The 25,040-nt window shown below is 73.5% G+C and carries 22 protein-coding genes; 6 read left to right on the top strand and 16 right to left on the bottom strand.

The window, feature by feature from the left end; genetic code table 11:
• Nucleotides 1-17 precede the first annotated feature (17 nt).
• Nucleotides 18-800, top strand: coding sequence for a TetR/AcrR family transcriptional regulator (locus tag SM611_RS19835; protein ID WP_371951292.1), 783 nt, complete (start codon nt 18-20; stop codon nt 798-800).
• A gap of 180 nt (nt 801-980) precedes the next feature.
• On the opposite strand, the gene SM611_RS19830 is transcribed toward SM611_RS19835, so the two are convergent.
• Nucleotides 981-1,775 (bottom strand): trans-aconitate 2-methyltransferase, encoded by a 795-nt coding sequence (locus SM611_RS19830; RefSeq protein ID WP_371951290.1) that lies wholly within the window; start codon nt 1,773-1,775, stop codon nt 981-983.
• Nucleotides 1,776-1,901: 126 nt separating this feature from the next.
• On the opposite strand from SM611_RS19830, the gene SM611_RS19825 reads away from it, so the two are divergent.
• Nucleotides 1,902-2,735: a patatin-like phospholipase family protein gene (locus SM611_RS19825; protein ID WP_371951288.1), complete on the top strand. Its 834-nt coding sequence runs from the start codon at nt 1,902-1,904 to the stop codon at nt 2,733-2,735.
• A gap of 9 nt (nt 2,736-2,744) precedes the next feature.
• Nucleotides 2,745-3,236 carry a MarR family winged helix-turn-helix transcriptional regulator gene (locus SM611_RS19820; RefSeq protein ID WP_371951287.1) on the top strand — a complete coding sequence of 164 codons (492 nt, stop codon included), beginning with the start codon at nt 2,745-2,747 and terminating at the stop codon, nt 3,234-3,236.
• A 12-nt stretch (nt 3,237-3,248) separates the two neighbouring features.
• On the opposite strand, the gene SM611_RS19815 is transcribed toward SM611_RS19820, so the two are convergent.
• The 10 genes from SM611_RS19815 to metG form a co-directional block, all read right to left on the bottom strand.
• Nucleotides 3,249-4,364 (bottom strand): amidase, encoded by a 1,116-nt coding sequence (locus SM611_RS19815; protein ID WP_371951286.1) that lies wholly within the window; start codon nt 4,362-4,364, stop codon nt 3,249-3,251.
• 48 nt (nt 4,365-4,412) lie between these two features.
• Nucleotides 4,413-6,182, bottom strand: a complete 1,770-nt coding sequence (locus tag SM611_RS19810) for an ABC-F family ATP-binding cassette domain-containing protein (RefSeq protein WP_371951285.1) — start codon at nt 6,180-6,182, stop codon at nt 4,413-4,415.
• A 52-nt stretch (nt 6,183-6,234) separates the two neighbouring features.
• Nucleotides 6,235-6,567: a hypothetical protein gene (locus SM611_RS19805; RefSeq protein WP_371951283.1), complete on the bottom strand. Its 333-nt coding sequence runs from the start codon at nt 6,565-6,567 to the stop codon at nt 6,235-6,237.
• A 43-nt stretch (nt 6,568-6,610) separates the two neighbouring features.
• A complete protein-coding gene (locus SM611_RS19800) occupies nt 6,611-6,787 on the bottom strand; it encodes a hypothetical protein (RefSeq protein ID WP_371951281.1) in 177 nt (58 codons plus the stop codon).
• 116 nt (nt 6,788-6,903) lie between these two features.
• Nucleotides 6,904-7,824, bottom strand: a complete 921-nt coding sequence (locus SM611_RS19795) for a 4-(cytidine 5'-diphospho)-2-C-methyl-D-erythritol kinase (protein ID WP_371951512.1) — start codon at nt 7,822-7,824, stop codon at nt 6,904-6,906.
• A gap of 30 nt (nt 7,825-7,854) precedes the next feature.
• Nucleotides 7,855-8,925 carry a glycoside hydrolase family 26 protein gene (locus SM611_RS19790; protein ID WP_371951280.1) on the bottom strand — a complete coding sequence of 357 codons (1,071 nt, stop codon included), beginning with the start codon at nt 8,923-8,925 and terminating at the stop codon, nt 7,855-7,857.
• A 132-nt stretch (nt 8,926-9,057) separates the two neighbouring features.
• Nucleotides 9,058-9,939, bottom strand: coding sequence for a 16S rRNA (adenine(1518)-N(6)/adenine(1519)-N(6))-dimethyltransferase RsmA (gene rsmA, locus SM611_RS19785; protein WP_371951279.1), 882 nt, complete (start codon nt 9,937-9,939; stop codon nt 9,058-9,060).
• Nucleotides 9,940-9,977: 38 nt separating this feature from the next.
• Complete coding sequence (locus tag SM611_RS19780; RefSeq protein ID WP_371951277.1) at nt 9,978-10,787, bottom strand: resuscitation-promoting factor; 810 nt, start codon at nt 10,785-10,787, stop codon at nt 9,978-9,980.
• Between the two features lie 114 nt (nt 10,788-10,901).
• On the bottom strand, nt 10,902-11,726 hold the full coding sequence (locus SM611_RS19775; RefSeq protein WP_371951275.1) for a TatD family hydrolase: 825 nt from the start codon (nt 11,724-11,726) through the stop codon (nt 10,902-10,904).
• On the bottom strand, nt 11,723-13,552 hold the full coding sequence (gene metG, locus SM611_RS19770; RefSeq protein ID WP_371951274.1) for a methionine--tRNA ligase: 1,830 nt from the start codon (nt 13,550-13,552) through the stop codon (nt 11,723-11,725). Before metG ends, SM611_RS19775 begins: the two co-directional genes overlap by 4 nt.
• Nucleotides 13,553-13,649: 97 nt before the next feature.
• Between metG and SM611_RS19765 the strand changes: the two genes are divergently transcribed.
• Nucleotides 13,650-15,284, top strand: a complete 1,635-nt coding sequence (locus SM611_RS19765) for an ArnT family glycosyltransferase (protein ID WP_371951273.1) — start codon at nt 13,650-13,652, stop codon at nt 15,282-15,284.
• Between the two features lie 13 nt (nt 15,285-15,297).
• Here SM611_RS19765 and SM611_RS19760 read toward each other — a convergent pair whose 3' ends face one another.
• Nucleotides 15,298-17,121 (bottom strand): hypothetical protein, encoded by a 1,824-nt coding sequence (locus tag SM611_RS19760; RefSeq protein ID WP_371951271.1) that lies wholly within the window; start codon nt 17,119-17,121, stop codon nt 15,298-15,300.
• Nucleotides 17,122-17,251: 130 nt separating this feature from the next.
• Nucleotides 17,252-18,667: a glycosyltransferase family 2 protein gene (locus SM611_RS19755; RefSeq protein ID WP_371951269.1), complete on the bottom strand. Its 1,416-nt coding sequence runs from the start codon at nt 18,665-18,667 to the stop codon at nt 17,252-17,254.
• Nucleotides 18,668-18,975: 308 nt separating this feature from the next.
• On the opposite strand from SM611_RS19755, the gene SM611_RS19750 reads away from it, so the two are divergent.
• The gene (locus SM611_RS19750; protein ID WP_371951268.1) at nt 18,976-20,712 is read left to right on the top strand and encodes a glycosyltransferase family 39 protein; all 1,737 of its coding nucleotides are present in this window, start codon (nt 18,976-18,978) and stop codon (nt 20,710-20,712) included.
• A 7-nt stretch (nt 20,713-20,719) separates the two neighbouring features.
• Here SM611_RS19750 and SM611_RS19745 read toward each other — a convergent pair whose 3' ends face one another.
• Entirely contained in the window at nt 20,720-21,022 is a 303-nt protein-coding gene (locus SM611_RS19745) for a hypothetical protein (protein WP_371951267.1), read from the bottom strand.
• A gap of 141 nt (nt 21,023-21,163) precedes the next feature.
• Entirely contained in the window at nt 21,164-22,000 is an 837-nt protein-coding gene (gene rsmI / locus SM611_RS19740; protein ID WP_371951266.1) for a 16S rRNA (cytidine(1402)-2'-O)-methyltransferase, read from the bottom strand.
• Nucleotides 22,001-22,044: 44 nt separating this feature from the next.
• On the opposite strand from rsmI, the gene SM611_RS19735 reads away from it, so the two are divergent.
• Nucleotides 22,045-23,730, top strand: coding sequence for a dolichyl-phosphate-mannose--protein mannosyltransferase (locus SM611_RS19735; protein ID WP_371951265.1), 1,686 nt, complete (start codon nt 22,045-22,047; stop codon nt 23,728-23,730).
• A gap of 7 nt (nt 23,731-23,737) precedes the next feature.
• On the opposite strand, the gene SM611_RS19730 is transcribed toward SM611_RS19735, so the two are convergent.
• A complete protein-coding gene (locus tag SM611_RS19730) occupies nt 23,738-24,955 on the bottom strand; it encodes an MFS transporter (RefSeq protein WP_371951264.1) in 1,218 nt (405 codons plus the stop codon).
• Nucleotides 24,956-25,040: the final 85 nt, after the last annotated feature.

The raw sequence follows: 25,040 nt of genomic DNA, 5'->3' as shown, positions 1-25,040 counted from the left end.
CCGCCACAATTGATTCCGTGACAGAACCCGCTCCCAGGCCCCGCAGAAAGCGGATGACCGGCAAGGAACGCCGCGAGCAGCTCCTCGACATCGGCCGCTCCCTGTTCGCCGAGCGCGGGCTGGACGGGACCTCCGTCGAGGAGATCGCCTCGGCCGCCGGCGTGTCGAAGCCGGTCGTCTACGAGCACTTCGGCGGCAAGGAAGGGCTCTACGCGGTCGTCGTCGACCGGGAGTTCGAGAGCCTGCTGAGGCTCGTCACGGACTCGCTGAACTCCGCGATCCACTACCGCGGCAAGCTGGAGAAGGCCGCGCTGGCGCTGCTGGAGTACATCGAGGGCAATCCGGACGGGTTCCGGATCCTCGTCCGCGACTCGCACGGCGGCACGGGCACCGGCAGCTACGCCAGCCTGCTGAGCGAGATCGCCGGTGAGGTGGAGTACGTCCTCGCCCAGGAGTTCGACCGGCACGACTACGACGACAAGTTCGCGCCGATGTACGCGCAGATGCTCGTCGGCATGGTCGCGATGACGGGCCAGTGGTGGCTGGACGTCCGCAAGCCGCGCCGGGAGGAGGTCGCCGCGCACGTGGTGAACCTCGCCTGGAACGGCCTGTCGTCGCTGGAGCCGAGGCCGTCGCTGGACCCGCGCCGCCGCCGCAAGGAGCAGGAGCGCCGGGAGCGGGCCGCCGAGAAGGCCGCGGCGAAGGCGGAGAAGGCCGAGGAGAAGGCGGCGGCGAAGGCCGAGCGGGAGCGGCGCAGGGCGCGCCGGGAGCTGGACGGGATCGCCGACCCGTCCACCTGACGGGACGAGCCGGGCACATGACGACCGGTGGCCGCCCGGAGTTCGTCCGGGCGGCCACCGGCCAGGGGTCGCCGGGCTCGGGTCACGAGTCCGGGATCTGCGGACGCCGCCCCTCCCGTCCGGGTCTGCGCACCGCAGGGGAACGAGTCGCTTCCCCCGGCGGGACGGGCGGCATCCCGTCTAGGTGGTGTTCCGGGTGGCGATCACGAAGATCCTCCTGAACGGGAACACGGTGCCGTACGGGGCGGCGGGGTAGGCCCGCCGGAGCCCGTCGCGGTAGGCGGCGAGGAATTCGGCGGTCTCGTCCGGGCCGAGGGCCGACAGGACGGGTCGCAGCGCGGTGCCCTTGACCCATTCGAGGACGGGGTCGCCGCCGTGCAGGACCTGCGCGTAGGTGGTCTCCCAGGCGTCCACGGCGCAGCCGTGGCGGGCGAGGAGGTCGAGGTACCCGGCCGGGTCGAGGACGGGCGCGTCCTCCTGGAGGTGGCCGAGCCTCGCGCGCCAGCGGTCGGAGCGCGCGAGCTCGCGCAGCAGGACGTGGCTGGGGGCGCCGAAGTTGCCGGGGACCTGGAAGGCGAGCCGTCCGCCCGGGGCGAGTGCCGCGGCCCAGCGGGGCAGCAGGTCGAGGTGCTCGGGGACCCACTGCAGGACGGCGTTGGAGACGATCAGGTCGACGGGCCCGTCGGGCTTCCAGGCGGTGACGTCGCCGACACGGAACGAGAGCCGTCTGGGGATCTCGTGCCGGCGGGCCTCGGCGATCATCTCCGGTGAGGCGTCGAGGGCGTCGATGACGGCGCGGGGCCAGCGGGCGGCGAGGGTGGCGGTGAGTTCGCCGCTGCCGCAGCCGAGGTCGGCGACGCGGGCGGGCTCGGCGTCGCCGAGGCGCGCGACGAGCTCGGCGAACGGCCTGGCGCGTTCACCACCGAAGATCCCGTACTGCGCGGGATCCCACACGGCACCGTTTTCTCTCGACATCAAGACACAGCATGCCCGGCCCATATCTTGATGTCAAGAGTCCTTTCGCGAGTCGCGGGACCGCCGCAGGACCTAGGCCCGTCGGCCGATGGCGGCCCGGGACCGCGCCTTTCTAGGCTCGCCGCCATGACATCTCACGAATGGGCACTGGTCCTCGGCCCCGGCGGCCCGGTCGGGACCGCGTGGCTGCTCGGCCTCGCGGCGGGGCTGCGCGAGGCGGGCGTGGAACCGGCGGACGCGGACCTGGTCGTCGGCACCTCGGCGGGGGCGATCGCGGGGGCGGCGATCACGACCGGGCGGGACCTCGCGGCGCTGGAGGAGCTGCCGCCGCCGAGCGCCCCGCCCCCGCCTGCCGACATGTCGGTGATGGTGCGGGCGTTCGAACTGGGCGCCGATACGAGCCTGGCGCCGGACGAGGTCAGGCGCCGGATCGGGCGGCTCGCGCTGGACGCCGGCGCCCTCCCCGAGGAGCGGCAGCGCGCGGACATGGGCTTCCTGGTCGGGACGGACGAGTGGCCGCCCGGACGGCTGCTGGTCACCGGGGTGGACGTCGCGGCCGGCGAGCCGGTCGTGTGGGACGCGGCGAGCGGCGTCCCGCTGGCGGCCGCGGTCGCCGCGAGCAGCGCGGCACCGGGTTACGCCGAGCCGGTGACGATCGGGGGGCGCCGCTACATGGACGGCGCGTTCGCCGGCGGGTCCAACGCGGACCTGGCGAAGGGCGTGGGCACCGTCGTTCTCGTCGAGCCGTTCGGGCCCATGTCGCCGGGCGGCGCAGAGCCCGATGTCCGGATCGTCCCGGACGAGCGGTCCGCGGAGGCGATCGGGGACAACGTCGCCGACATGTCGCGCTGGACGCCGGCGTACCGGGCGGGGCGGCGGCAGGCGGCGGAGGCCGCGCGGCGGATCGCGGCCGTGCTGCCCGCCGGATCGGGGAGTGTGTCTCGATATCGAGACAGGTAGGGTGGCGGGATGCGCGATGAGGTCGACAGACTGGTCGAGGCGTGGAACACCGAGCGTCCGGACCTGGACGTCCGGCCGCTGCAGGTCCTCAGCCGCGTGTCCCGGCTGGCCCGCCACCTCGACCGCGCCCGACGGGCCGTCTTCGTCGCGCACGACCTGGAGTCGTGGGAGTTCGACGTCCTCACCGCGCTGCGCCGGGCGGGCGCGCCCTACCAGCTGAGCCCGGGGCGGCTGCTGCGGGCGACGCTGGTGACGTCCGGCACCATGACGAACCGCATCGACCGGCTGGCGGCGGCGGGCCTGGTCGAGCGCCATCCCGACCCGCAGGACAAGCGCGGCGTGCAGGTCCGCCTCACCGAGGCGGGCCTGACGCGCGTCGACGCGGCGTTCGCCGACCTGCTCGAACGGGAGCAGGCGATCCTGGAGGGCCTCAGCCCCGAGCAGCGCGACGCGCTGGCCGATCTTCTCCGCACCCTGCTGATCCCGTTCGACCGGGACTAGGTCCGGCCGGGATCAAGGCAGCGCGGCCTCCAGCGCGGCGGCCAGCCCGCAGAGCCGCTCCTCGCTCCCCGCCGCGCCGATGAGCTGGACGGACGCGGGCAGATGCGACCCCGGCAGCGGGACGGGCAGCGCGAACGCGGGCAGCCCCGCCACGTTGGCCTGCCCGGTCAGCGCGGTGAGAACGAGGTCGGATTCGTCCGCCTCGTCGGGTTCGGGGGCGACGCAGGTCAGGACGGGCAGGGCGATCGCCGCGTGCCGGGCGAGGATCGCGTCCAGCTCGGCCCGGAGCTTCCTGCGGGCGCCGAGGGCCCAGTCGAGCATCCCGGCCTCCGCCACGTCCTTCATCTGCTGGATGCGACGGTGAACGCGCCCGCTCAGCTTGGCCGGGTCGCCGAGCAGATGGCCGTTCTGCTCCCAGCCCTCGGCGCTGACGATGACGCCGTTGACGGTGGCCGCCTCCTCGTAGCGCGCGGACGTGACGTCGGAGACCGGGCCGAGGCGGCGCAGCGCGTCGTCCACGGCCGCGTCGATCGCGGGGTCCACGCCGGGCACGCGCAGCCGCGCGACCGGGAGGGCCCCGTCGTACGGGACGGGAGCGAACCCCGGCTCGATGAGCCCCATGCCGAGGACGACGGCGGCGACGTCGCGTCCCATGGGCCCGACGACGTCCAGGGTCGGGGACAGCGGATACACCCCGTCGAGGGGCACCCGCCCGCTGGTGGTCTTCAGCCCGGCGATGCCGCAGCACGCGGCGGGGATGCGGATCGACCCGGACGTGTCGGTGCCGAACGCGACGTCGGCCTCCCCGGTGGCGACGGCGACGGCGGAGCCGCTGGACGAGCCGCCCGGAACGCGCGACGGGTCGAGCGGGTTCACCGGCGTGCCGGACCACGGGTTGACGCCGTCGGCGGCCATGCACAGCTCGTTCAGGTTGGCCTTGCCGGCGATCCGGGCGCCCTGCGCGCGGGCGGAGGCGACGACGGGCGCGTCCGCGGCGGCGGGCGCGGCGGCCTCGGCGACGGCCGCGCAGCCCGCCGTCGTCGGCAGGCCGGCCACGTCGATGGCGTCCTTGACGGCGAGCCGGGGACCCTCGCCCGGCGCGTCCGTCTTGATGATCCAAGTCGTCATCGGGAGATCATCGCCGCTCCGCATGAGATTCTCCAGCGGGCCGTCCTGCTAGCCGAGATCCTCGGCGAGCATCAGCCACTCCTCCTCGACGACGGCGGCCTCGGCCTGGATCTCGCGCAGCCGCCCGTCCAGTTCCTGCAGCTTGGCGTAGTCGGTGGCGTGCGCGGCGAGCTGCTCGTGGAGGGCGGACTCCTGCCCGGCGAGCTTCTCCAGGCGGCGTTCGAGGCGGTCGAGCTCCTTGCGGGCCTTCCAGTCCTGCCCGCCCTTGGGCTTCTGCGGCGCGGGCGCCGCGGCGTCCTTGGGCGCGGGCGCCGCGGCCGGCTTCGGCGCCGTCCCCGCGGCGCGGCGTTCGAGGTACTCGTCGACGCCGCCGGGCAGCATGGACACGCGGCCGTCGCCGAGCAGCGCCACGACGTGGTCGGTGATGCGCTCCAGGAAGTACCGGTCGTGGCTGACGACGACCAGCGTCCCCGGCCAGCCGTCGAGCAGGTCCTCGACCTCGGTGAGGGTCTCGATGTCGAGGTCGTTGGTGGGCTCGTCCAGGAGGAGGACGTTGGGCTCGCCCATCAGCAGCCGGAGGATCTGCAGGCGGCGGCGCTCACCGCCGGACAGTTCGCCGACGGGAGTCCACTGCCGGTCGCCGCCGAAGCCGAGCCGTTCGAGGAGCTGGCTCGCCGTCCATTCGCGCTTGCCGACGGTGATGCGGCGGCGGATCTCCTCGACCGACTCCAGGACGCGCCGGGCCGGGTCGAGCTCCTCCAGGTTCTGCGACAGGTGCGCCAGCTGGACGGTCTTGCCCCGCACCACCCGGCCCGACACCGGCTGGACCGCCCCGTCCAGCAGCCGCAGCAGGGTGCTCTTACCGCTGCCGTTGACGCCGACGAGCCCGACCCGGTCGCCGGGCCCCAGCTGCCAGGTCATGCGCCTGAACAGCTCGCGGCCGCCGAGCTCGACGGTCACGTCCTCCAGGTCGTAGACGGTCTTGCCGAGCCGCGCGGTCGCGAACCTGGTCAGCTCGACGGAGTCGCGCAGCGGCGGCTCGTCGGCGATCAGCGCCTGCGCGGCGTCGACCCGGAACTTGGGCTTGGACGTGCGGGCCTGCGGGCCGCGGCGCAGCCACGCCAGCTCCTTGCGGAGCAGGTTCTGCCGCTTGGCCTCCGTCGCGGCGGCGATCCGGGACCGCTCGGCCTTGGCCAGGACGTACGCCGAGTAGCCGCCCTCGTAGCGTTCGACGCGGCCGTCGACGACCTCCCACGTCCGGTCGGTGACCTCGTCGAGGAACCAGCGGTCGTGGGTGACGACGAGCAGCGCGACCCTGCGGCCCTTCAGGTGCCGGGCGAGCCAGTCGATCGCCTCGATGTCGAGGTGGTTGGTGGGCTCGTCCAGCATCAGCAGGTCGGACTCGGGGACGAGCAGCCGCGCCAGCGCGACGCGGCGGCGCTCGCCGCCGGACATCCCGGCGAGCGGCGCGTCCAGGTCGAGGTCGGCGAGCAGGCCCGCGAGGATGTCGCGGACGCGGACGTCGCCCGCCCACTCGTGCTCGGCGCGGTCGCCCAGCACGACGGACCGGACGGTCGCGCCGTCCGGGAACTCGTCCCGCTGGGTCAGGTAGCCGAGCCGCAGGCCGCGCGCGTGCGTGACGCGCCCGGCGTCGGGCTCGGTCTCGCGCGCGAGGACGGACACGAGGGTGCTCTTGCCGCCCCCGTTGCGGCCGACGACGCCGACGCGGTCGCCCTCGTCCAGGCCGAGGGACACGGCGTCGAGCAGCGGCTTGGGCCCGTAGGCCTTGGCGGCGCTCTCAAGGTTGATCAGATTCACGACACCATCAACCTTATTGCCCCCGCCGTGCCGCTCGTCCGGCCCGCCGCGCTCAGGCTCCGGACCGTCCGGAGGGGCCCTCCGGCGTCTCGGGAGCCTCCCGCGGCGCCGCGGCCGGGGGCGGCAGCGGCGGGGGCCCCGACCCGGGAGGCGGCGGGTTTCCGGGCTGCGCGTACCCGGGCTGCGCATAGGGCGGCTGCCCGTGGCCGGTCTGACCGTACCCGGGCTGGCCGTATCCGGGCTGGCCGTATCCGGGCTGGCCGTACGCCGGCGGGACGCCGGAGTTCGCGGACCTGCGGGAGCCGAGCACGACGATGAGCACGACCCCCGCGATCACGAGCAGGGGGACGAGCAGGAGCACGATGAGGACCAGCAAGCTTGCCATCGGGATGCGACCCCACCCTCGGCCTCGGGAACCGCCGCGGTCGTCAGCGGACCGCCGGGGGTGTCGAGGGCTCCCCGGCATGGCCCTGCACAGTAGTGCCCCGCATGGTCGCACCAGGCGCGTTGTGGCGTATGTCACGGTCGCGGCGCACGGCCAGGACGCCGAGCGTCGCCATCATGGCCACCGCGGCCAGAGCGAGCAGCGCGGACAGAATCGTCATCGCTCCACCTCGCCGGAGGGATCGGTGCGGCAGGGAATCGCTGTCACGGAGAGTAGGACGTCCGTCGCAAGCGGAAGGTTCACACGGCGGAGATCATCCGGCCGAGATCAACGCTCCTACACGAGGGTCGCGCCGGGGACGGGCCCGGTCGCCCGGACGATCTGCTCGGCGACGCCGGCGCCGTCCAGCGCCGCGGCGAGGTCCCCGGCGTCCTCGGCGGTCTCGGCGAGGAACGCGCAGGTCGGCCCGGAGCCCGAGACGAGCGCGCCGATCGCGCCGAGGTCGCGGCCCGCGTCGATCGTGCGGCGCAGCGACGGGCGCAGCGACAGCGCGGCCGGCTGCAGGTCGTTCGACAGCGCGGCGCCGAGGCCCTTGGCGTCGCCGGTGGCGAGCGCGGTCATCAGCTCCTCGGAGACGCCCGGCCACGGCGCCGCCCGCCCCGCCTCCGCCCGGAGCCGGTCGCACTCGCCGTAGACGGCGGGCGTGGACAGGCCGCCGTCGGCGGTGGCGAAGACCCAGTGGAAGGTTCCGCGGGTGAGGGCGGGGGTGAGCCGCTCGCCGCGGCCGACGCCCACGGCGGTGCCGCCGAGGACGGCGAACGGCACGTCGCTGCCGAGGTCCGCGCCGATCTCCATCAGGTCGTCCCTGGACAGCAGGGGCCGCTCCCGGTCGTCCCACAGCCGGGCGCAGGCGACCAGCGCGGCGGCGGCGTCGGCGCTGCCGCCCGCCATGCCGCCCGCGACCGGGATCGCCTTGCGGATCCGCAGCGAGACGCGGGGGTCGACGCCGAGCCGTTCCGCGACGAGCCGGGCGGCCTTGGCCGCGAGGTTGTCGCCGTCGGTCGGGACGCCGCCGATCGCCACCCGCGCGTGCGGCGCGGCCTGGACCCGCACCTCCAGCTCCCGGGCGGGCTCGGCCGTCACCGTGTCGAACAGCGACACGGCGTGGAACACGTTGACGAGGTCGTGGTAGCCGTCATCGCGGAGCGGCCCCACGCCGAGCTGGAGATTCACCTTGGCGGGGACGCGTACCGTCACTGCGCTCACGTCCGAAACCCTACGGGACCCCTACCCCCCGCTGGTGACGGGGAGGTTGCGCGGGTTGAAGTAGGGGGTCGTGGCCAGCTCGCGGAGCGCCGACACCGCGCGCTTGTCGCCGCTCACCGAGTAGGCGCGGCGCTTGTCCCGGGCGCTCTCGGCCTGCTCGTCGGAGTTGAAGTAGACGACGGCCTTGACCTGCGGGTCCTGCAGGGTCTTGGCGGCCTCGCGGAGCCATTCGGCGCGGCGCGTGCCGTAGGACTTCGGCACCCCGAACTCGGCGATCATGATGGGCTTCTTGTGCTTGCGCGCCCATTCCATGAACAGCTTCAGCGCCTCGGAGAGGTCGCGGTAGTCGTAGTCGCCGCCGGGCTGGGCGTCGGCGCAGATCCAGTCGACCTGGTCGTCGCCGGGGTAGTAGGCGCCGGCGTTCACGCCGCCGAACCCGCGGGCGGTGGGGCACCACACCCACGCGACGTTGTCGACCTTCTCCCGCGTGAAGATCTCCCGCAGGTGCTTCCAGGCGGCGGTGAAGTCCGCCGGGGAGTGGACGCGCTTCTCGGCGGACGGCTTGTCCATGTCCCGCGACCAGCGCAGGAACACCGGCTTGCCGAGGGCCTTCAGGGCGCGGGCGCGGCGGGCGATGAGGGCGTCGTGCCTGCCCTGGACGATCTCCCGGGTGTCGGCCCCGCCCCAGGTCAGCAGGAGGTACCGGTTGCCGTCCGCGACGGACTCCTCCAGCCCGCCGGGGAAGTCGCTCTTCCAGCCGCGGTAGCTCTGCACGATGTCGAGCTGGCGGCCGAGCTGCCGCTCGAACCCGGCGACGGGCGCCATGCCGGGCTTGCCGGCGTCCCGCCCGGACGGCGAGCCCGAAGGCGAGCCGGACGGCGCATCGGACGCCGACGGGGAGCCGGACGCGGTCGGCCGCCCGGTGCCCTCCGGCGGCACCCAGGCCCCGAAGTAGGCGCCCTGCTGCGGCGGGACCGGCGCCACCCCCGCGCGCGCCGTGGTGGTGATCTTCGGTACCGCGCCCGCGCCGTCCCCGCAGCCGGCCGCCACCGTGGCCACCAGGCCCGCGGTCACGAGCAGCGCCGTCCCCACGAGGGGCAGCCTGGACCCCCCGAAGGGCACTCGGGTCCGCGCCGTCCGCGAACGCGCCTTCACATCGACCTCCGGCTCGTACTGGGTGGTGTGCCGCCCCCGCGGGGCCGCCCGCCCCTGGGGAACTCCCGCCTAGGGGGTCGGGGAACGATCTCCCCGGTGGGAAGGACCATACTCGGCAATCCGGGCGAAGGCGGCCACGTCCAGAGCTTCTCCCCGAGCTCGCGGATCGACGTCCGCCGCGCGCAGCGCCTCCTCGGCCGCGGCGGCCGACCCCGCCCACCCCGCCAGCGCGGCCCGCAGCGTCTTGCGGCGCTGCGCGAACGCGGCGTCGACCACGGCGAACACCTCCGCGCGGGACGCCGTGCCCGGCGGCGGGTCGCGGCGGGTGAACGCGACGAGCCCGGAGTCGACGTTCGGCGCGGGCCAGAACACCGCGCGCCCGACCGCCCCGGCGCGCCGCGCCTCCCCGTACCAGGCGAGCTTCACCGAGGGGATGCCGTAGATCTTCCCGCCGGGACGCGCGACCATCCGGTCGGCGACCTCGGCCTGCACCATGACGAGCGCGGTCCGCAGCGAAGGCAGCGCCGCCAGCAGGTGCAGGACGACGGGGACGGCGACGTTGTAGGGAAGGTTCGCGACGAGCGCCGTCGGGGCCGGGCCGGGCACCTCTGTGATCTTCATCGCGTCGGCGCGGACGACCTCCAGCCGTCCCGCGAGGCCGGGCTCGCGCGCCGCGGCCGTGGCGGGCAGCTCGGCGGCGAGCGCGGGGTCGATCTCCACCGCGACGACGCGCCGCACCTCCGGCAGCAGCGCCAGCGTCAGCGACCCGAGGCCCGGCCCCACCTCGATCACGACGTCGTCGGCGGACAGCTCGGCCGCCCGCACGATCCGCCGGACGGTGTTGGCGTCGATGACGAAGTTCTGCCCGAGCGTCTTCGTCGGCCTGATGCCGAGCCGCGCCGCCAGCGCCCGCACGTCGGCCGGCCCGAGCAGTCCCCGCGTCTCCCCCATCCGACGATTGTCTCAGCAGCCGCGCTCCCGTGCGGCCGCTAGGAGAACAGGTACTTGCCGCAGTTCGGCCACTGGCCCTGCCAGCGGCCGTCGACCTTGTTGTAGAGGAGCTGCGCGCGGTAGGTCTGCTCGCCGGCGCTGGCGTCGGACGGCTTGCCCGTGCCGCCGACCGACGTCCAGGTGGCCATGGAGAACTGGTAGAGGCCGTAGTACCCGGCCGGGTTCACCGACTTCGGGTTGCCGCCCGACTCGCACTTGGCGAGCCCCGCCCAGTTCAGGTTCGCCGCCGAGCCGGTGCCCGCCGACTTCGGGCCGACCGCGAGGATCCGCGCGACCGGCTTGCGCTTGATCTTCTGCGCGAGCACCTTCGGGACCTTCTTGCCCTTGCGCCGGACGTACGCCCACTTCACGATCTTGATGCCGTCGGTGCCCTCGCGCAGCACCTTCTCGCTCCACGGCGGCACCGACGAGCTCTTCTTCCGGATCGTCTTCGCCGGGGTCTTGATGACCTTGAGCTTCGGCGCGGACAGCAGCCGCACGATCGTGACGACCTCGCCGGCGGGCTGGTCGGCGGCCGGCTTCACCAGGTCGTACGGGCCGAGCGCGATCTTCGCCTGCTCCAGGACCTGCTGGACGGTCGTCCCGGTCGTCGTCGTCTCGGTCTTCTTGCCGTCCACCACGAGGACCACCTGGCGCGGCGCGGGGGCGCTCTTCGGCGCGTCCGCGGCCGGCGCGGTGCCCTTCGGGCCCGCTCCGTCGCCGCCGCACGCCGTGGCCAGCATCGCCGTGGCCAGCACGGCGGAGACGGCCGGGAGCATGACGGTACGGCGGGCATTGTTCGGAAGCACGGGGGTTCCTCCAGGGGGGCCGGGCGCGGGGGCGCCCGCTCAATGGGCCAGAGATTAGAGGCACCCCGCGGTGCTCCGCCACCTCATCGGCCCCACCCGCACCGCCCCCGGGGGCTACCAGGGGCCGAAGACCCGCTCCCCGTTCGCCGCGATCGCGGAGCACAGCTCCGCCACGTCCACGCCCTTGACCTCGGCCATCGCGCGGACGGTGTGCGGGATCAGATAGGACGCGTTCGGCTTGCCCCGGTGCGGGATCGGGGTGAGGAACGGCGCGTCGGTCTCCACGAGCACGAGGTCCAGCGGCGCGGCCCGCAGCGCCTCGCGCAGCGGATCCGCGTTCTTGAAGGTGACGTTCCCGGCGAAGCTCATCAGATAGCCGTTCTCGGCACAGGTCTCGGCCATCCGGGCGTCGCCGGAGTAGCAGTGGAAGACCACCTTCTCCGGCGCGCCCGCCTCGGCCAGGATCGCGAGGACGTCGTCGTGGGCGTCGCGGTCGTGGATGACGAGGGCCTTGCCGGTCCGCTTGGCGATCTCGATGTGGCCGCGGAACGAGCGGTGCTGGTCGTCCTTGGGCGCCCAGTCGCGGTAGTAGTCGAGGCCCGTCTCGCCGATCGCGCGGACCTTCGGGTGCGCGGCCAGCCGCTCGATGTCCGCCAGGACGGCGTCGGAGACCCCCGTCGTCTCGTTCGGGTGCATCGCGACGGCCGCGTACACGTCGTCGAACTCGGCCGCGGCGTCCACCGCGAACCGGGAGGACGGCAGGTCGCAGCCGATCGTCACGATCCGCGTGACGCCCGCCGCCTTCGCCGACTTCAGCTGCTCGTCGACCGGCGTCTCGACGATGTCGAGATGGCAGTGGCTGTCGAAGACGTCCACGGGAAGGCGGTCGGGCAGCGGCGGGTAGGACCGGGCGGCCTGCCCGTCCCCGTCTCGGCTCACGTGTTCTCCAGCCTGGCGAGCTCCTCGTCCACCACGGACGTGTCGAGCTTCTTGAACAGCGGGGTCGGCTTGGCCAGCGGGACGCCCGGCTTGATCGGCACGGACTCCCAGCGCGCCTCGGTCGCGTAGTCGCCGGTGAGGACGCGGTAGTCGGGCCCGCCCTCCTCCGACACCGTCTCCAGCCTCGGCATGCCGCTCCACACGCCCTCGCCGCCGAGCATCTCGTAGACCTTCTGCGAGGAGTTCGGCAGGAACGGCGTCAGCAGCGTCTTGGCGTCGTCCACGACCTGGAGGGCGGTGTGCAGGATCGACTTGACCCGCTCGGGGTCGTCCTTCAGCTTCCAGGGCGCCTGGTCGGACAGGTACCGGTTGGCGTCGCGGACGACGTCCAGCGCCTCGGTGATCGAGTTCTTGAACCGGGACCGGCCGAGCTCGGCGCCCACCGCCTCGAAGGCGTTGCGGCTGCGCTCCATCAGCGCCCGGTCGGCGTCGGTGAGCTCGCCCGCCTCCGGGACCGCGCCGAAGTTCTTCGCCGCCATGTTCACCGACCGGTTGACGAGGTTGCCCCACGCGGCGACCAGCTCGTCGTTGTTGCGGCGGACGAACTCCGCCCACGTGAAGTCGGTGTCCTGGTTCTCGGGGCCGGCGACCGCGACGTAGTAGCGCAGCGCGTCGACGTCGTAGCGCTCCAGGAAGTCCTTCACGTAGATGACGACGTTGCGGGACGAGGAGAACTTCTTGCCCTCCATCGTCAGGAACTCCGACGAGACCACCTCGGTCGGGACGTTCAGCGCGCCCAGCGAGCCGGGCGTGCCGCCCTTGTCGCCCTGGCCGCTGTAGCCGAGCAGCATCGCCGGCCAGATCTCGGCGTGGAAGACGATGTTGTCCTTGCCCATGAAGTAGTAGGACAGGGCGTCCGGGTCCTGCCACCAGGCGCGCCACGCCTCCGGGTCGCCGGACCGCCGCGCCCACTCCACCGACGCGGAGAAGTAGCCGACGACCGCGTCGAACCACACGTACAGCTTCTTGGCCGGGTTGTCGCGCCAGCCGTCCAGCGGGATCGGCACGCCCCAGTCGAGGTCGCGGCTGATCGCGCGGGGCTGCATGTCGTCCAGCAGGTTCAGCGCGAACTTGAGCACGTTCGGGCGCCACCCTGTTTCGCCCCCATGGCTACGCCCCGCCGCCCCCCCGCCCTGCTTGCCGCGCAGGTACCGGCCGAGGACCTCGGTGAACGCGGGCAGGTCGAGCATGAAGTGCTCGGTCTCCACGAACTTCGGCTTCTCGCCGTTGATCCGCGACACCGGGTTGATCAGGTCGATCGGGTCGAGCTGGTTGCCGCAGTTGTCGCACTGGTCGCCGCGCGCACCGTCGTACCCGCAGATGGGGCAGGTGCCCTCGATGTAGCGGTCCGGGAGGGTGCGGCCGGTGGACGGCGAGATCGCGCCCATCGTCTTGGTCGGGAAGATGTAGCCGTTGTCGTACAGGCCCTTGAAGACCTCCTGGACGACCGCGTAGTGGTTCAGCGTCGTCGTCCGGGTGAACAGGTCGTAGGTCATGCCGAGGCCGTGCAGGTCCTCGGCGATGACGGAGCTGTAGCGGTCGGCCAGCTCGCGGGCGGTCACGCCCTCCTTGTCGGCCTGCACTTGGATCGGCGTGCCGTGCTCGTCGGTGCCGCTGACCATCAGGACCTTGTTGCCCGCCATCCGCTGGTAGCGGCTGAACATGTCGGCGGGCAGCGCGAAACCTGAGACGTGCCCGATGTGACGGGGCCCGTTGGCGTACGGCCAGGCGGGCGCGGTCAAGATGTGACGGCTTGACGAGGACATGGAATCAAGGGTAGTCGCGTCACGGCGGCCCCGGCACGCGAGTAACCTGGTCCGGGTTCCGCGGCAGGATGATCAGTGGAGGCGGGGGAGCCCAGGCATGGCCCAGACCACGTCCGACGAGGCCGTCGACCGGACTCGGAGCGACGCCGGACCGGACCGCCCGCCCCGGGGACGCGGCGCCCGCCCGCTCGCGGCGGCCATGGGCCGGGTGCGCCGGACGCGCCGCGTGGTGTGGCTGTCCCTGCTCGTCGCGGCGTCCGCGGTGCTCGCCCAGTGGGTGATCATGACGCCGCCGCTGTACTTCGACCCGTACTACGTGTGGCTCGCCGCCCGCGACTGGCCCGACATCCCGCTCACGCAGTGGCCGTTCAACGAGGTCCCCCACCAGGTCACCCGGATCGGGCTCGTGCTGCCGGCGCGGCTCGTCCAGGAGGCCCTCGGGCCCGGCCAGGCCGCCTACTTCGTGGTCGCCGCGCTCGGCGGCGCCGCGTTCTTCACCGGGACGTACCTGGTCGTCCGGTCCCTGTTCGGGGACGTGGCGGGCGTGGCGTCCGCGGCGGTCCTGCTGGTCCACCCGTTCTTCACGATGACCAACCCGTTCGGCCACGAGATCACCTGGTCGACGGGGGTGATGCTGCCGGACATGCCGGGCGCCGGGCTGTTCACGATCGGGATGGCGGGCCTCGTCGTCGCGAGCCGCCGGACCGGGCGGGCGCAGACCCGCATGCTGCTGGCCGCCGGGGCGTTCCTCGGCGCGTCGTTCCTCGTCCGGGAGTTCCTGGCGTTCCTGTTCCTCGCCATCCCGGCGTACCTGGCGCTGCTGCGGATCCCGTGGCGGCGCAACGTCACGGTCGGCGCGCCGATGCTCGCGATCCTGCTCCTCAACTTCGCCCACAACCAGCTCGTGTGGGGCAGCCCGCTGGCCGGGCTGATGTCGGCGGCCGAGCACGGCGGCCAGTCCCGCGACTACGTGACCCGGGAACTCGCCGCCCGCTCGTTCCTGCGCGCCATGCACGACTGGAACCCGCTCGGCCTCGTCTTCACCGCCGCGCTCGCCCTCACGATCGCAGGCTGGGCCCTCACCCGCGACCGGCGGCTCGCGCTGGTCCTGGTGTGGTTCTGCACCCTCGCCGTCCCGCTGACGCTGTTCTCCGGCGTCCTCGACCCGGACAGCATCTCGCTGCGCGCCTGGCTGCAGCGGTACTGGTTCGCGGTGCTGCCCGCGCTGCTCGCCGGCGGGTTCGGGTCGCTGACCCTGATGTTCCGGATGCTGCCCGCCGGGTGGGCGTCCCGGCTGCGGCTGAAGACCGTCGTCGTGCCCGTCCTCGCGGTCGCGCTCGGCGGGACGTACGCGGTCGCCGCCGTCCGCGCCGTTCCCGACCTGCCGCGCGACAAGGCGTGGAACGAGCTGCGCGGCTACCTCGGCGACCACCGCGACATCACGCTGATCTGCGCCGACCGGCGGCTCGCGCAGACCCTCACGTTCTACACGCGCGACATGTGGGGCCACCCGGTGTGGCGCGGCCAGATCCGCGACTTCCCGCACTACATGCCGCAGATCCCGCGCGACGCGACGGAGGGCCCGATGCTCTACACGCGCTGGCGCGGCATGGAGTCGCAGATCGCCGGCGGCTGGCGCCCCGATCCCGCCCAGGGCTGGACGCTCATGTGGCGCTCGTCGGACGGCGTCCTGCAACTCTGGAACCCGCCGCCCCCCGCCACCGGGCAGTGACCGCGGCGGCGGGCTAGCGGGTCCAGGCGACCCAGTCGCCCTCGATGGTGCGGCGGCTGTCGGCGACGCGCCAGCCGGGCGGGGCGCCCTTGGGCCACGACGCGGTGGCGGGGACGTCCTTGGGCCATGCGAGGACGATCATGTCGACGTCCTGCGGCGGCGGGGTCCAGCGGGAGTCGAAGACGGTGCCGTCGCTCCACCAGGCCCAGTAGAACTGCGACAGCCGGATCGTCCACCAGATGTTCCAGTCGAAGGCGATGGACCGCTGGGCGCGCAGGTCGACCCGGTCCCGCAGGTCGGTGTGCGCGGTCTGGGCGCGCACCATCGGCTGCGCGATCCGGTCGATCGCGGTGGCGCACATGGCCACCGCGACGGCGGCGAGCAGGCCGGCGAGCAGCAGCGGGCCGTGCCGGCGCAGCCGGACGACCGCGACGGACAGCCCCAGCAGCAGCAGGCCGGCGAGCGTGGCGCGCCACAGGCGGAACGACGTCCAGTCCCAGGTCAGGAACGCCGTCTCCGGGAAGTCGTAGGGCGTGTAGGTGTACCGGCCGAGCAGGTCGCCCGCGTACCACTGGACGACGCACGCCGCCGCGACGGTCACCGCCGCCGCCGACGCGGCCGCCGGCAGCAGCGTCCGGCGCGGCGCGCGCGCCAGGACCGCCACCCCAGCGATGAACAGCACCGGGGTGACGCAGGCGAGGTAGCGGCCGTACACGTAGTTGCCGATGCGGTACTCGACCGGCAGCGCCGCCGAGGTCGCGAACGCGATGCCCGCCACGACCGCGAGCAGCGCGAGCGCGAGCGCCCGCGTCCGGCCCGGCGAGCCCGGCGGCATGGGCGGCGGCCGGACCGCGACCCACGCCAGCGCGACCAGGCCCACCGCCGCGACGCCGCCGGTCGCGACCGACTGGTACCAGACCTGGCCGGTGCCGAGCGACAGCGTCCACCCCCACCCGTCGGGCGTGGTGAGCCGCTGCACGAGGTTGCCGCCGAGGTCGTTGTCACCGGAGGGGTACATGTGCGGCAGCAGCGAGCGGTTCAGCAGCGTCCCCGCGCCCGCCGCGGCGGCGAGGACGAGCCCGGCGGCGGACGCGTTCCGCCACGACCGCCACCGGAGCACCGGCGCGGCGACGATCAGCGCCGCGTGCACGGCCAGCAGGATCACGCCGCGCGTATGGCAGGTGGCGGCGTAGGCGACGAGCAGCGACGCGCCCGCCCCGCACAGCGCGGCCCGGCGGGACGCCCGCTGCCCGAGCCGCCTCGGCGGCGCGGTCAGCCACGCGTGGGCGAGCAGCAGCCACCCGGTGAAGACGACCGGCAGGATCGCGTCCGTCAGCACGAACTCGGAGTAGAACAGCACGCACGGGAGCAGCGCGGTCACGTGCGCGAACACGTACGACCAGCGCGGCCGCACCCGGAGCCGGCGCAGCAGCAGGTACCCCAGCGGCAGCATCGCGGCGCTGATCAGGGCGTTGACGACCAGCGCGGCACGGTAGACGGCGACCGGGCCGTCGCCGAGCCACACCGCGGGGAGCAGCAGCAGCGGGTAGCCGCCCCGGTAGACCGTCCCGTACGACATGTCGGCGTCGGGGCCGCCGGTGAGGACGCGGGCGGCGAACAGGTACCCGGACTCGTCGGGCGTCGCCACCGGGATCGTCTGCCCCGAGCCGAGCCACACCCGCAGCGCGACCTGCGCCGCCCAGCCCAGCACGAAGAGCCAGGCCAAGCGGCGGCGCCCCGCCGGGGACGGGACGGCGCGCGGCCCCGCCGGGGCGACCGGCGGCCGCGCGACGGATCGGGAGGCGGTCTCGGCGCCCGCCGGCGGGCGGGCGCTCATCGGCGCACGGCGTGACGGGCGCGTCCCGTCGGTGAACGGAGATCCATTGCCGGACAAGCCTGTCACAGTGCGGGCGGGACCCCGGTCCCAGGCCCTGAAACGTTCAGCGACTTCTCGGTGGAGGCGGGTGTCAGCGCTCGGACGCGCCGCTCTCGTCGCCTCTCTCGTCGCCGCCCTCGTCGCCGCCCTCGGCCCGCGCCTCGGCCTTCGTCTCCGGCCCCGGCTTCGGATTCGACTTCGGATTCGCCTTGGTCTTCGCCTTCGCCGACGGCCTCGGCTTCGCCGCGACCGTCTCCTCGGCCTGCGCGGGCTCCTCGGCCTGCTCGGCGGCGCGCCGGGCCCTGTGCGCGGCGGCGTCCACGACGCCCGCGGCCTCCTCGGCCGGGTCGGTGAGCGGCGGGTGCTGGCGGCGGCGGATGCCGAGGATGCTGACGAACAGCGAGGCGAAGATGGCCTGGAAGCTCATCACGAGCGCGGTGGCGGCGGGCACGACGATGCGCAGCGAGTGCCGCGGGTCGAGCTCGCCGAAGCTGTTGACGCGCCAGTGCAGCAGCGACGCGATGAGGCCGCCGAGGCCGGCGACCGCGAGCAGCCCGCCGATGAGCAGGCCGCGCTCCAGGCTCCACCAGTCGATGATCTTCTGGACCCGGCGGTCGTGCGGCAGGAATCCCTCCTGCATCGCGTACACCTTCGTGAGCAGTGCGAACAGCACCGCCTGGAAGCCGATGACCAGCGCGGCGGACGCGCCGACCAGCGTGTCGACGTCGAACGCGATCTCCCCGACCGTCACCGGGCCGGTCGACAGCGCGATCCCGGCCAGCAGGCCGAGCGTCATGAAGACCAGTCCGGGGATGAGGAACAGCCAGCGGGGGCTGTAGAGCATGAGGAAGCGGAGATGACGCCAGCCGTCACGCCAGGTGTTGAGGTGCGGGGCGCGGGTCCGGCCGTCCGGCGACAGCGTGGTCGGGACCTCGCGGATGTCGTAGCCCTGCAGGGTCGCCTTGACGACCATCTCGCTGGCGAACTCCATGCCGCCGGTCTGCAGGCCGAGCCGCATGATGGCGTCCTTGTCGAAGGCGCGCAGCCCGCAGTGGAAGTCGCCGATCTTGCTGCGGAAGAACAGCCGGCCGACGAAGCTGAGCACCGGGTTGCCGAGGTAGCGGTGCAGCGGCGGCATGGCGCCGTCGGCGATGCCGCCCTTGAACCGGTTGCCCATGACGAGGTCGGCGCCGTCGCGCAGCTCGTCCAGGAACGGGCCGAGGGTGGTGAAGTCGTAGGAGTCGTCGGCGTCGCCCATCGCGACGTACCGGCCGCGCGCGGCCCGGATGCCGCCCATGAGGGCGTTGCCGTAGCCCTTGTCGATCACCGGCACGACGCGCGCCCCGGCGTCGCGGGCCAGCTGCTGACTGCCGTCGGTGCTGCCGTTGTCGGCGATGACCACCTCGCCGTCGATGCCCTTGTCCTCGAAGAAGCCGATGGTCTTGCGAACGCAGGTCTCGACCGTTTCGGCCTCGTTCAGACATGGCATCACTACGGAGAGTTCCACGCGATCTCCTTCGTTACCCCTGGTGACCGTCTGCGGCGGTTTCCACTAATCTCAGTTGTTCCGCGGGGCGGCCTGATCGTTCATGATGCCTGCCGAGGACGGGTAATGATGCCCGCTCTCGTCAAGAGCACCCGTATCGTGTTGCGCAGTTGCAACCGAAAGACCCTCTCCGCCACGGTCGCGGGCGGCAGGCTAGGACCTCAAGCATACGGGCACGGCGGCCCGGAAAGGGTGGGTCGGCTGTGACGCGCGGCGGAGAGAGCAGTGCCACCGGACCGGGGGCCGGACACCGAAGGGAAGGTGCGGCAGTGGCGGGGGAATCGCCGCAGGGCACCGCGCCGGACGCGGCGGACGACGCGGCCGGCGCGGCGTCCGAGGCCGACACGCCCGGCCGGACGAGCGGTACTGGAAATTCTGGCAAAGCCATTGCGGACAGTCCCAAATCCACCACCGGATCCTTCCTGAAGAAGGTCGGGGGGCTCGTCCGGAAAAAGCGCGGCGACACGCCGCCGATTGGGGAGACCTCCGAGGACGCGGCGGTTTCGGGCGGCCGGCGCCGGGCCCGCGGACTGTGGACGCTGGCGCGCCGCCACCCCGCGTTCAGTGTGATCATCGCCACAGCGGCACTGCTGCGGCTCATCGCGATGCTCGGCTACCAGCCGGTGATGTTCTTCAACGACAGTTTCGACTACCTGCACGTCGCCACCGCCCCGTACCCGCATCCGCTGCGCCCCGACGGCTACGCGTTCCTCCTTTACCTCCTGAAACCGTTCCACAGCTTCGCGCTCGTCGCCGCGCTCCAGCACCTGATGGGCCTGGCCATGGGCGTGATGATCTACGCGCTGCTGCGGCGCAGGTTCGGGCTGCCCGGGTGGGGCGCGGCGCTCGCCGCCGCACCGGTCCTGCTGGACGCCTACCAGCTCCAGCTCGAGCACCTCGTCCTGTCGGACACGATGTTCACGTTCCTGGTGATGAGCGCGGTCACGCTGCTGCTGTGGCACGACCGCCCGACCTGGAAGATCGCGGCGGCGGTCGGGCTGATCGTCGGGCTGGCGTGGCTGACCCGCTCGGTCGGCATGCCAGTGCTGCTCGGCGTCCTCGTCTACATGCTCATCCGGCGCAGCGGGTGGCGGCCGATCGCGATCACGCTGGCCGCGTGCATGCTGCCGGTGGTCGCGTACATGGGCTGGTACAAGGCCGACAGCGACAAGTTCGCGATCACCGAGAGCAATGGGATCTTCCTGTACGCGCGGGTCTACAAGTTCGCCGACTGCCACCAGATGAAGGACCTGCCGGTCCGCGAGTACCCGCTGTGCACCGAGCCCGCGAACCGGCTGCCCAACTCGCAGGACGGCATCTGGAACGCCCAGTCGCCGCTCAACCGCTACACCGGCACCCGGTTCAGCCCGGAGAACAACGCGCTCAGCAACGACTTCGCCAAGCGCGCGATCATCGCACAGCCGGGCGACTACCTCCGGGTCGTCGCGCACGACTTCTTCCGCGTCTTCCGCTGGGAGCGCACGGTCTTCCCCGACCCGGCCACGTACTCGCAGTACGAGTTCGAGGGCGAGAGCCGGAAGCTGCCCGACTGGCACATGCCCGGCGGCGGCATCGCGTCCCAGGAGGCCAAGGCGTACGAGCGCGGCAACGCCCAGACGCAGGTCGTGGAGCCGTTCGCCGGGGCCGTCCGCGGCTACCAGGACGTCTTCTACCTGCGCGGGACGATGCTCGGCGGCATCCTGCTGCTCGGCCTGGCGGGGCTCGTCCCGCTGTGGCGCCGGTTCGGCGGCGAGGCGCTGCTGCCGTGGACGCTCGCCACCGGGCTGCTGCTCGCCCCGGCGGCGACCGCCGAGTTCGACTACCGCTACGTGCTGCCCGCCGTGCCGCTGGCGGCGCTCGCCGCCGGTGCGGCGTTCGCGCCGGAGGCCCGCCTGCGGGCCGCCGGGTGGGTCCGCCGGCTCCGGCGCGGCCCGGACGCGCAGGACGCACCCGCGCCGGACGCGCCGGAGATCGAGACCAAGGTCCCCGAGGTGGCGGCGAAGTAGCCCGCGGCTACCAGGCGTGCATGCGGCGCAGGTGGAAGACCATCGCCACGTCGCTGCCGCTGCGCGCCTTCGGGATCTCGCCCTCCTTGCCCCGCGTCGCCGACAGCGCCTTCACGTTCTGGCTCTGGCACGTCGGGCAGCAGCGGTCCATCCACGGCGTGGTGCACGGCTGGCCGCCCCGCTCGTAGATGACGGCCTCGTTGCCGTGCCCGTCCCCGGAGTGGCGGACCTCGAACTCCTCGTTCCATGTCGTCGCGCAGCTCAGGCACTCGAAAGCCCATACTTCGTGGCTCGACCATGCTTCCTGCACGGCACTCACCCCCTCGCGCGCGTCCGGTGCACCGCTTCTGGTTCCATGGTGGCCCCGGCGAGCCCAACGTGGCCCCCGTCGCACGCCACCGACTTCGGTTATTCCCGGAAAGAACTGGTTGGACCGGTCCCGGGGCGGTGACTATTTCCTGGCCCTGACGACGGCGTCGTAGACCACGCGCTTCGGGGCGCCGTTCTCCTTCGCGACCTCCGTGATGGCCTGCTTGCGGGGCGTCCCAGCCTCCTCCCGGGCGGCGACGGCCGCGGCCAGGTCGGCCGGATCGCTGAGCCCGGCGGGCTCGGGCGCCCCGCCGACGACCACCGTGATCTCGCCGAGGACGCCGCCCGCCGCCCACGCGGCCAGCTCGCCGAGCGTCCCGCGCCGGACCTCCTCGTAGGTCTTGGTCAGCTCCCGGCACACGGCGGCCGGACGGCCGGCGCCGAACGCGTCCGCCATCGCCGCGAGCGTGACGCCCAGCCGGCGCGGCGACTCGAAGAACACCATCGTGCGGGGCTCGCCCGCCAGGGCGCCGAACCGCCGGGCCCGCTCCCCCGGCTTGCGGGGCGGGAAGCCCTCGAAGCAGAACCGGTCGGTGGGCAGCCCCGACACCACCAGCGCGGTCGTGACGGCGGACGGCCCCGGCAGCACCGAGACCGGCACCCCCTCGGCGACGGCCGCGCGGACCAGCCGGTAGCCCGGATCGGACACCCCGGGCATCCCCGCGTCGGTGATCACCAGCACGTCCCGTCCGGCCAGCAGCTCCTCCACCAGCCCCGCGGCGCGCGCCCGCTCGTTCAGGTCGTTGTAGGAGACGACCCGCGCGCTCAGCTCCACCCCCAGGTCGCCCGCCAGCCGGCGCAGCCGCCGGGTGTCCTCGGCGGCGATCACCGGCGCGTCCCCGAGCGCCTCCCGCAACCGCGCCGAAGCGTCCTCGGCCCGTCCGATCGGCGCCGCCGCCAGCAGCAGAGTCCCTGTCACCCGCTCATTCTCCCAGGGGCCCGGCGCACCTTTACGATGACTGGATGGCGACGACGGATCTGGTTCCTGCCGCGGCTCCCGCTTCGCGGCGCCGGCCGGCCCCGCTGCGGGAGTGGCTCGCGCCCGCGATTCCCGGCAGCGTCCTGCTGTCCTGGCTGGGCCCGCTGCTGGTCACGGCGCTCGCCGGATACCTGCGGTTCGACCGGCTGGGGTCGCCGAAGTCGGTGGTCTTCGACGAGACGTACTACGCCAAGGACGCGCTCGCCCTGCTGAAGTTCGGCTGGGAGCACAACACCGTCGAGAACGCCGACAAGATGCTGATCGCCGACCCGGACGCGCACATCTGGGGCAACGGGCCCGCGTTCGTGGCGCATCCGCCGTTCGGCAAGTGGATGATCGCGATCGGCGAGTGGATGTTCGGCGCGACGCCGTTCGGCTGGCGGTTCGTGCCCGCGCTGGTGGGGACGCTGTCGGTGCTGATCCTGTGCCGGGTCGCCCGCCGGATGACGGGGTCGACGCTGCTCGGCTGCGCCGCCGGGCTGCTGCTCGCGCTGGACGGGCTGGCGTTCGTGACCAGCCGGGCCGCGCTGCTGGACGTCTTCGTGATGTTCTGGGTCCTCGCCGGGTTCGCGTGCCTGGTGAACGACCGGGACCGGTCCCGCCGCGTCCTCGCCGACAGGATCGGGCGCGGGGACACCTCGGTGTACGGGCCGTTCCTCGCGCACGGGTGGCGGTGGGGCGCCGGGGTCTGCCTCGGCCTGGCCTGCGCCACCAAGTGGACGGGGATCTTCTACGTCGCCGCGTTCGGGCTGATGGTCGTCCTGTGGGACTACGGCGCCCGCCGCGCGGCCGGGGTGCGGGCCCCGCTCGCCGGGACGATGCTGCTGGAGGCCGTCCCGGCGTTCGTGCAGCTCGTCGTGGTGGGGGTGGTGACCTACCTGGCGACCTGGTGGGGGTGGATCTTCAGGCCGGGCGGCTGGGGCCGCGGCACCGTGTCGGACCACCTGCTGTGGCGGCCGTTCGAGGCCATGCCGGATCTGTGGAAGTACCACTCGCAGATGCTCGGCTTCCACACCGGGCTGGACGCGAAGCACCCGTACCAGTCCTGGCCGTGGGACTGGCCGGTCCTGCGCCGTCCGGTCGCGTTCTTCTACACCGAGCCGAAGGGCGGCGGGTGCGGCGCGGCCCGCTGCTCCCGGGAGATCCTCGGGATCGGCACGCCCGCGCTGTGGTGGGGCGCGCTCGTCGCGCTGATCGTGGTCGCGTTCCTCTGGCTGATCCTGCGGGACTGGCGGGCCGGCGCGATCCTGCTGGGGTTCTTCGCGGGCTGGCTGACCTGGTTCCCGTCGGCGTTCGCGGACCGGACGATGTTCCTGTTCTACGCGACGCCGCTGATCCCGTTCATGGTGCTGGCGATCGTGCTGGTGCTCGGGTACCTGATAGGCCCGGCGCCGACCGGGCGGGCGGGCGCGCACGCGGCGGCCCCCGCCGGGAAGGAGCCGGGCGGCGGATACGGGGCGTATCCCGAGCCCTACGGCGACGCGGGGGCGTACGCGCCGCTGCCGGCGGTCCAGGGGGCGGGCATGCGGCGGCTGATCGGCGCCGCCGCCGCGGGCGCGTTCCTGCTGGTGGTGCTGGCGAACTTCGCGTACTTCTATCCGATCCTGTCGGCGCAGACGCTCCCGTACGACGAGTGGCACGACCGGATCTGGTTCCAGTCCTGGGTCTGACGCGCGGCTAGGCCGTCCGGACGGCCGCCGGGGCGGGGCGGAGCGCCCGGCCGCCGAGCAGGCAGAGGGCCAGGGCGAGGACGCCGCCGACGCCGGCGCCCGCGAACGCGCCGGGGACGCCCGCCGCGTCCTGCCCGACGCCGGCGACGAACGAGCCGAGCGACCCGCCCGCGCCGACCGCGGCGACGACCCACGCGAACGCCTCGGTGACGGTCCCGGCGGGCGCGAGCCGGTCGACGAGCGAGAAGCTGCACGCCAGCACCGGGGCGAGGGAGACGCCGGACACGAACGCCAGCACCGACATGGCGGGCAGGCCGGGCGCGAGGACGAGCGGGACGTACCCGGCGGCGAGCGCGGCCAGCAGCCAGCGCAGCCGGCGGTGCGGCTCGCCCGGCCACGGTCGCGCGCCGTAGCCGAGGCCGCCGGCGAGGGCGCCGCCCGCCATGCACGCCAGCAGCAGCCCGGACGCGAGGTCGCTGCCCTGCTCCTCGGCGTAGGCGACGACGGCGACGGCGTAGACGCCGAGCGCGATCCCGGCGCAGGCGAGCGACAGCAGCAGCACCCGCAGGCCCGGGGACCGCAGCGGCCCGGCCCAGTCGGCGGCGCGCGGCTCGCTCCGCCACCGGCGGGACGGCCCGGACAGCGCGACGACCAGCGTCCCGGCGACGCCGAGGGCGCCGGTGAGCAGCAGCGCGGCCTCGGTGCCGAGCGCCGCCGCGGCGACGACGAGCAGCGGCCCGACGGTGAAGAGGATCTCCTGGGCGGCGGCGTCGAGCGCGTAGGCGGCGTCGACCTGGTCCTGGCCGTCCAGGACGTCCGGCCACAGCGCGCGCAGCCCGGCCTCCAGCGGCGGGGTGGCGAACCCGGCGAGGATCACGGCGGCGACGGCGACGGGCAGCGGGTCGGCGCCCGCGGCGGCGAGGAGCGCGAAGCCCGCGGCGGCGGCGAGGGAGGCGGGCAGCAGGACCGGCGGCTGGCCGTAGCGGTCCATGACGCGGCCGAGGACGGGCTGGCCGGCGGCGGTGGCGAGGCCGAGGATCGCGGCGAGCGTCCCGGCGAGCGGGTAGCCGCCGCCGTCGGCCCGGACGTGCAGGACGACGGCGAGCATGCCCATCCCGTTGGGCAGCCGGCCGAGCAGGGTGCCGCCGAGCAGCCGCGCCGCGTACGGCCTCCGCAGGAAGACGACGTAGCCGCGCATCCGATGGCCCCCGAAGATCCCCGTCATACGTATTACCGAATGCGTCATACGTACCACTTCAGAGGCCGTCCGCTCTAGTCTGTTTTCATCACGATGTTCCGTCCGCGGTCCG

This window comes from Actinomadura monticuli (genome assembly GCF_041463655.1).
GTDB classification, from domain to species: Bacteria; Actinomycetota; Actinomycetes; order Streptosporangiales; family Streptosporangiaceae; genus Spirillospora; species Spirillospora monticuli.
This window is presented reverse-complemented; position numbering and strand designations above follow the sequence as displayed.